General features: G+C 39.4%; 10 protein-coding genes and 1 pseudogene. All 11 read left to right on the top strand.

Annotated elements, in window-relative coordinates; translation table 11 throughout:
- The first annotated feature begins 283 nt into the window (after nt 1-283).
- The gene (locus tag R8N46_RS23955) at nt 284-769 is read left to right on the top strand and encodes a DUF3885 domain-containing protein (RefSeq protein WP_115386070.1); all 486 of its coding nucleotides are present in this window, start codon (nt 284-286) and stop codon (nt 767-769) included.
- A gap of 142 nt (nt 770-911) precedes the next feature.
- A complete protein-coding gene (locus tag R8N46_RS23950) occupies nt 912-1,298 on the top strand; it encodes a hypothetical protein (RefSeq protein ID WP_115386069.1) in 387 nt (128 codons plus the stop codon).
- Between the two features lie 141 nt (nt 1,299-1,439).
- Entirely contained in the window at nt 1,440-1,820 is a 381-nt protein-coding gene (locus R8N46_RS23945; protein WP_171346330.1) for a nuclear transport factor 2 family protein, read from the top strand.
- 156 nt (nt 1,821-1,976) lie between these two features.
- Nucleotides 1,977-2,594 carry a LysE family translocator gene (locus tag R8N46_RS23940; RefSeq protein ID WP_115386067.1) on the top strand — a complete coding sequence of 206 codons (618 nt, stop codon included), beginning with the start codon at nt 1,977-1,979 and terminating at the stop codon, nt 2,592-2,594.
- Between the two features lie 138 nt (nt 2,595-2,732).
- Nucleotides 2,733-3,356: a hypothetical protein gene (locus R8N46_RS23935; protein ID WP_318098551.1), complete on the top strand. Its 624-nt coding sequence runs from the start codon at nt 2,733-2,735 to the stop codon at nt 3,354-3,356.
- A gap of 128 nt (nt 3,357-3,484) precedes the next feature.
- Nucleotides 3,485-3,886: a hypothetical protein gene (locus tag R8N46_RS23930; RefSeq protein ID WP_115386065.1), complete on the top strand. Its 402-nt coding sequence runs from the start codon at nt 3,485-3,487 to the stop codon at nt 3,884-3,886.
- A gap of 627 nt (nt 3,887-4,513) precedes the next feature.
- Nucleotides 4,514-5,035, top strand: coding sequence for a GrpB family protein (locus R8N46_RS23925; RefSeq protein WP_029824562.1), 522 nt, complete (start codon nt 4,514-4,516; stop codon nt 5,033-5,035).
- Between the two features lie 148 nt (nt 5,036-5,183).
- Nucleotides 5,184-5,636 carry a YozE family protein gene (locus R8N46_RS23920; protein WP_115386064.1) on the top strand — a complete coding sequence of 151 codons (453 nt, stop codon included), beginning with the start codon at nt 5,184-5,186 and terminating at the stop codon, nt 5,634-5,636.
- Between the two features lie 142 nt (nt 5,637-5,778).
- Entirely contained in the window at nt 5,779-6,561 is a 783-nt protein-coding gene (locus R8N46_RS23915; RefSeq protein ID WP_047104427.1) for a hypothetical protein, read from the top strand.
- Nucleotides 6,562-6,717: 156 nt separating this feature from the next.
- Nucleotides 6,718-6,945, top strand: a complete 228-nt coding sequence (locus R8N46_RS23910; protein ID WP_240701394.1) for a hypothetical protein — start codon at nt 6,718-6,720, stop codon at nt 6,943-6,945.
- Nucleotides 6,946-6,966: 21 nt separating this feature from the next.
- A pseudogene (locus R8N46_RS23905) lies at nt 6,967-7,149 on the top strand (hypothetical protein); the annotation flags it as partial.
- Nucleotides 7,150-7,327 lie beyond the last annotated feature (178 nt).

The raw sequence follows: 7,327 nt of genomic DNA, 5'->3' as shown, positions 1-7,327 counted from the left end.
ACAAACTGTTCAAGAGGGATTCGCAACGCGTGGCATTTTTACTATGCGTTGATTTTAGTGTTTAAGGTGGTTTGCGGCGGCTTCGGTATTGCGTTGCTCACCCCTTAACAGGGCGTTATATTCATCGGGAAAACTGGAGATAAATAATGATGAACATACAACTAGAAAAACCAGTCTTCTATCTTAATGAGTTTGCTTTGAGGTTTGAGTTAGGCCCTGATGACGTCGACATATGGTTGGATGACAACCAAAAAATTATAATGAAGAGTATTTTGAAATTGCGATGAGTAGAGCACTTAGTATCTATGAAGCAGCATTTAAACCTTCAGATAAGATCAAAGTGTGTTATCAAATTTTTTCCGATGGACGGAAGAAAATTAGAAAAAGTGACTACTTCTTTAAACTGTTCGAGCCTCTGTGTGGTAAAGCTTTAGAGTTTTCGGAACATCGAGATATTTATACCGAAGATCTAGAGTACAAAAGACACTGCTGGAAAAGAGTAACCATTTCCGATGTGTTCGTATCAGAGTTAAATATAAAACCGATCATTCAGGCTTGTATTGACGGAGACTTTGGTGATCGTGGACCAACCCTAGCAGGGCAGCTGTTTATAATTAATTGTGACAAAGAACTGATGTTTCACCTCTATGATGACCGAGGTCTAGATGTTGCCGCCAGCAGTAAATGGGCTCTAGAAGACCTCTATCAAAATCAGAACCAGTTGTTACTCGATTACGATAAGCAATATATGGATAGCTTGTTCAAATGAATATAACAAACTGTTTAAGAGTGATTCGCAACGCGTGGCATTTTCACTGTGCGTTGAATTTAGTGATTAAGGTGGCATGCGGCAGCATCGGTATTGCGTTGCTCACACCTTAACAGGGCGTTAGGCTTATATGGAAGATAAGATGGAAGAACTTTCTAAAAATCAGAAAAGGAAACTAAGAAAAAGTATTAAACATCAATTGGGGCTGTACTCATTTAGTGAACTTGAAACTTCTATTGTAGAGCGCTTAAATTTGGATCTACTGACCATGCTAGTTGCTCGGTTAAATACTTTACAAAAACGAACCAAGTGTATTCGTTGTAATAAGTTTTTTGATGGTGTAATACCTATGTTAGGGCATTGTCAAAGTGTTCACAAAATAGGCGAACCTAAACAAATTCGTACTAAGCCATTTAAGCTGAAAGCAGCTAAGAAAATACGCTCAAAAGAAGTAATTATTGAGCATAAAAGCGTTCATAGTAATCTTTTAGGCATAACAAGTAGTCGTGACTGGAAGAAAACAAAGTAAGCCTAACAAAGCGTTTAAGACAGATTCGCAACGCGTGGCATTTTTGGTTTTATTTAGTTCAAGTGTTTACGGCACAATAGTTTAGGTTCAGTGGTAGTGTTGCTCACTACTTAACGCGGCGTTAGGTGCTTGGAGAAAATCATGAACTCAAAGGAAGTCGTCCTAGCTTTTCGGGATGCGATGAAAACAAACGACTTTGCTAAAGCAAGCGAGTGGCTTAGCCCTGGTTTTGAGGGTTTCTGGCCGCAGTCTGGTGAACTCATTATTGGCCGAGACAACTTTACGGCTATCAATTCTTATTACCCAGCGAATGGTATTTGGGAGTTTACAATTCACTCTGTAGTTTGCGATGGTGAAACAGTTGTCACTGATGTATCAATTACAGATAGCGTCCAAAAAGCACGAGCTATAACTTTTCATACCGTTGAAAATGGCTTGATAAGTAAGCAAAAAGAGTTCTGGCCAGACCCAATGGAAGCACAGGCATGGCGGGCAAAATGGGTCAGATTAGTGCAAGATTAAGCTACGCACCTAACAAACAATTTAAGAGTGATTCGGCACGCGTGGCATTTTTACTATGCGTTGGTTTTAATGGTTAAGGTGGTATGCGGAAGCACCGTATTGCGTGCCTCACACCTTAATTGGGCGTTATACCCTAATTGGAAAGGAGGCACCCTCATGGTTTCAATAGAATTTTTAATTACTTCTTTTATTGTTGTCTTAATACCCGGTACAGGAGTATTGTTTACAGTTGCTACAGGGCTCTTCAATAGCAAACAAGCTAGCGTATTTTCTGCAATTGGTTGTACGTTTGGTATTGTTCCTTCACTTTTGGCGAGTGTGTTTGGGTTGGCGGCAATCTTCCATACTAGTGCGTTGGTATTTCAGGTCGTCAAATATTGTGGTTCAGCTTATTTGATCTATTTAGCATGGACTATGTGGAGGGCTTCTTCCCCCTTGTCACTGGACAAAAAGCCTGCAAATGCGAAGCTCAGAGATATTGCGTTAAAAGGTTTTTTAATTAATATCTTGAACCCTAAGTTATCAATATTCTTTTTAGCATTCTTGCCCCAATTTGTTTCGCCACAATCAGAGCAGCCTTTGTTTAGTATGCTAGTTCTTGGAGTGGTGTTTATGTTGATGACACTTTGTATATTTATTGTGTATGGCTTAATGGCTAGTACATTTAGTGAGTTAATTGTACGCTCAGAAAAAGCAAGTTTGGTTATTCAAAAAATATTTGCGGGTGGTTTTGCCGCGATGGGTTTGAAGTTGGCGTTAACAGAACGGGTATAACAAAGCATTTAAGAGTGATTCCCAACGCTTGGCATTTTTTATTCCACCGTTGGGTTTTGTGTTTACGGTGTAATGGTTTAGGCTAAGTGGTAGCGTTGCTCACACCTTAATGCGGCGTTATATTTTTCTGAGGTTTCGATGGAACAAATAATTTCTAGATCATTTGATGAAATGGTCGCGACTTACACCCGAACGCTAATAAACTTTTATCCAGCGCGAGGGAGTACTGGTTTCACAGAAGCCAACCAAGTTCATATCTACGTAAATGCCCTAATGAAATGTCTCGATGATGATAGAGCTGTATCATGGCTTGAGTTTCCGTGGGTTGAGAAAAAGCAGCACATTGATGGTTTTGTTTTTTCTCCTAAGCACAAAGCTGTTTTTTTCATTGAGGCAAAACGTTTATCTCACACAAAGAAAAAACAAGAAATTATAAACGATATTGAGCGTCTACATCATCGAGACAAAAAGTTCCTTCATGACAATGGGGTTACCGGTTTCGAAAGTGAATACGTAGTTGCTTTATCTGATGTTTGGCTTGAGACAAAGTGGAAACGTTCGATGCCTGAATGGTGGTGTGGGCTAAACAATGTACCGGAGCAAGTTGTGGCACATGGTTCACTTAGTACTCCAGATAGTACAATTCACAATAACTTGGTTGATCTAAATTGGCACCGAAGTACCCCATTTGCATACTGGGTGGGTGAGCATTGTGAAAGCGTAAAAAACTACTGTTTACTGATGGCGGCATCAAAAATATAACAAACAGTTTAAGAGTGATTCCCCACGCTTGGCATTTTTGGTTTGGATTTGGTTTAGTGTTTACGGTGTTCAAATTGAGTGTCGTGCTAGCGTGGCTCACACCTTAATTGGGCGTTAGGAGTTTGCGCATGAAATTGATTTTTAGTGTCTCTTTAACATTGTTTGCATTCAGCTCTAACGGAGCAGAGCAAGTAACCACAAAAGATTTGTACGAGAAATTCAACATGAGAACTGTCTATAGCTCTTATGGTCAGAATTTAAAGTGGTATTGTGAAAGTTATCCTAGAGAGTTCTTTTCTACAGAAGAGGCTTCGTTTGTTTCTGATAGTCGACTTGAGTTAGTGTCAGGTGACAATGTTTGGATTTTCACTATTTCAGAGCCAAATATAGTTACTATTGGAAATCAGATAACATCGGGTACATATAACAGCGTCTCAACGTATGAGCTTTACTTTGACCCTCGGACTCAGGACTGGAGGGCAAATGAAACATATATAGACATACCGAAAGATTGTGAACGCTATGAATAAAACTCCTAACAAACTGTTCAAGAGGGATTCGCAACGCGTGGCATTTTTACTATGCGTTGGTTTTAGTGATTAAGGTGGTATGCGGCGGCTTCGGCATTGCGTTGCTCACCCCTTAACAGAGCGTTAGTTGCCAACGAGGAAAAACGTATCCAAAACAGAATGTTTAGGGCTAATGTCCATGTGTTTTTGACTAGGTTTAGCAATTCGGTTTTGAGTCATTTGGGTTTGCAAAAATCGCGCTTTGGTTTCTTTGGCTGTTAACTTTTCTGTTTCAGAAATCGATTTACTTGCTGAAAGTAAGTTCTGATACATTGTGTGCTAAAAAGCGCTTGTTGGTGTGGTTAATCCGTTTTCTACGGTGTTGTTTGTTCTAAGTGGTTTCAGTAACAGGCGCTTTGAAACTGAGCCTGATTTGAGTTTTTCAAAGTACATAAAGCTAGCGTTGGCAAAGCGGTAATTAACTTCAAATTAAAGCTTTAGGTTTGGCAACTAACAAAGCATTCAAGAGGGATTCACAACGCTTGGCAGTTTTGGTTTGAATTAGCTTTAGTGGTTACGGCACAATGGTTTAGGTAGGGTGGTGGCGTTGTTCACCCCTTAATGCGGCGTTAGGTAAATGGAGGAACAATGAGTTCGAGGGTAATTGAAGTTGTAGACTATCGACCTTCATGGGCCAATGAATTTAGCGATGAAAAGGTGTTGCTAGAATCGGCCTTGAATTCAGCTAATGTAGTGGCAATTCATCACATTGGTAGTACTTCAGTCAAAGGTCTTTGTGCGAAACCAATCATCGATATTCTTGTTGAAGTGAAATCACTAGAAGAATTGGATAAGAACAATAATCTGATGGAGTCGCTTGGGTATGAAGTTAAAGGTGAATTTGGTATAGCAGGTAGGCGTTATTTTCAAAAAGGTGGCATACAAAGAAGTCACCAAGTACATGCTTTTTTAGTTGGGTCTCCAGAAGCAAATAGGCATATTGCATTTCGTGACTACTTGATTCAATTTCCAGAAATAGCGTTGCATTATGGTAATTTGAAGCGAGAAGGTGCTTCAATTTGTAACAACGATATTGGTGTATATTGCAATCATAAAGACAGTTTTATAAAGGAGCATGAGGCAAACGCACTACGCTGGAAATTTACCTAACAAGGCGTTTAAGACGGATTCCCAACGCTTAGCATTTTTGGTTTGCTTCAGCTTTATTGTTTACGGCACAATACTTTAGCTGTAGTGGTCTGCGTTGCTCACCACTTAACGCGGCGTTAACTGTATTGAGTTGGTATGGAGATAGTCAATGAAAACATGCTATGAATGGCTTATTGGTCGTAAAGATGAAACCAGTGTTATCGGTGATCTCGCTAATGATGTCATAGCGGATGAATGCGCCCCTACCGGGCAGAATTCATATAAATTCTGGCTTGAGCATTTACAAAAACACGGTGCAATTGATGAAGCCAAATCAGCTTTAAAGTCAGCTTGGTTTGAGTATCTAGAGTCAAGAAAAGCGAATGGCTTTAAAGGGTGGTTAACTCTACAAATTAATAGATCAGACTTGGTTGGCGACTTAGCTAAAGACGTTGCTAATGATAAAGAAACTCCTAAAGGTAAAGGCAGTTTTCAAAAGTGGCATGATTATCTCTTATCAAAAGGTGCATGTGATGGGGCAATTGAAGCTTTAAATATCGCTTGGGACAATTATAAGTATGATCTAAATCCGTCAGTAGAGCCGGAGTACGAATACAGTTAACAAATTGTTCAAGAGGGATTCGCAACGCGTGGCATTTTTACTATGCGTCGTTTTTTAGTGATTAAGGTGGTATGCGGCGACTTCGGTATTGCGTTGCTCACCCCTTAACAAGGCGTTATGTGTCTATTAAAAAGAGGATGTCGTGAATATTCAGAAGGCAGAAGAAAAAGACGTAGATTTCTCTCGAGAAGAGTTTGAGAAAAGTCTATTAGATGAAATGAGTAGAGAGAAGCTTCATGCTGAAGAAGAGTTACTTAAGCTAAAGCGCTTATATCAGGAGAAGTTAGAAAGAGAAGTTAGCTATCGCAATGCTAAGATTAAGCAGTACTTTATACTTTCAGTTGCTATATCTGTCTTAATCGTAATTATGACAGTTGGTTACTATGTTTTTGTTTTTCAAGCAAAGCAGCAAGTAGAATTCAAAAATAGCTTACAAAATGAAGTTCTTTCGCAGTTTTCCAGTATCGAAGTAAATGCAGAGTCATCGTTGCAAGAGTTTGCAACTGCTTCTAATACCCTTGATTTCCAGTTAAAAAGTATCTCTGACATAGTTGATTCCGGTGTTTTTGATAAAAATACAAATGCGGCGAGTGTTGCTCTGTCTGCGAAAGTTGCCATTATTGAAGCTAAACTAAATGCAATTCAAAGTTCTAATGTTATTGAGAAAGTTGCAAACATTGAAAGTTCAATTAAAGGGGACCCAATAAAAATGTTATCGATCCCTTTGCTAAAAAACGACCTGAGTAACTTAAAAGCTAACTATGAGAGAGATCTATCTAGGTTGAGGGGAGAGATTGATAGAACAAATTCGCAACTTGGCTTTTTTGCTACAACGACGATCTCACTATTAATCGCTATTTTTACAGCCTTGATTGCCCCAATGTTGTTAGATTTCTTTAGTAGAAAGCGTGAAACAGACACATAACAAATTGTTCAAGAGTGATTCGGCACGCGTGGCATTTTTATCATGCGTTGGTTTTAGTGGTTAAGGTGTTATGCGGAACCTTCGGTATTGCGTGCCTCACACCTTAACAAGGCGTTATGTGTCAATGGGTTTCTAAACAGAGTGAGAAAGATAAAAATGCAGTTTATTTGGGAAGTCTCGGACGTAGAAATAGATACCTTGTTACCTCAGTGGAAATGGTTGCTTAATCCTACAGGGAAACCTTTGTATCTAACCATCATGGGGGACTGGCTATTTGGTGAAGTGGATGGCTCAATTTCATTGTTATCGGTTTTAGATGGTACCTATGAAACAATTGCTTCGGACTTTCATGAGTACAATAACATGAATAAATCACAAGATTAGCGTGATAATGTCTTTTTAACTAGTTGGTATGACTTGGCGCTCGAACACGGGCTACAACCAAAACAAGACGAACGCTTAGGTTGGAATCTGCATCCAATTATTGGTGGTGAGTTTTGTATGGAAAATTTGCAAGTATTTACTACGAAAGTATATCAATCACTAATGTCTCAGTTGCATTTTCAACTTCAGCACGCAAACACATAACAAACTGTTTAAGAGTGATTCGCAACGCGTGGCATTTTTACTATGTGTTGCTTTTAGTGTTTAAGGTGGTATGCGGTGGCATCGGTATTGCGTTGCTCACACCTTAACAGGGCGTTAGTACGGGTCTGGCATCAAAGGTCATAAGTTTTGGTGTTTATCTATTTTGGCGTTCGTCTTT

Origin of the sequence: Vibrio sp. 1874 (genome assembly GCF_033344395.1) — a bacterium.
Classification (GTDB): Bacteria; Pseudomonadota; Gammaproteobacteria; order Enterobacterales; family Vibrionaceae; genus Vibrio; species Vibrio alginolyticus.
The sequence above is the reverse complement of the archived record's forward strand: the minus strand, read 5'-3'. Positions and strand labels throughout refer to the sequence as shown.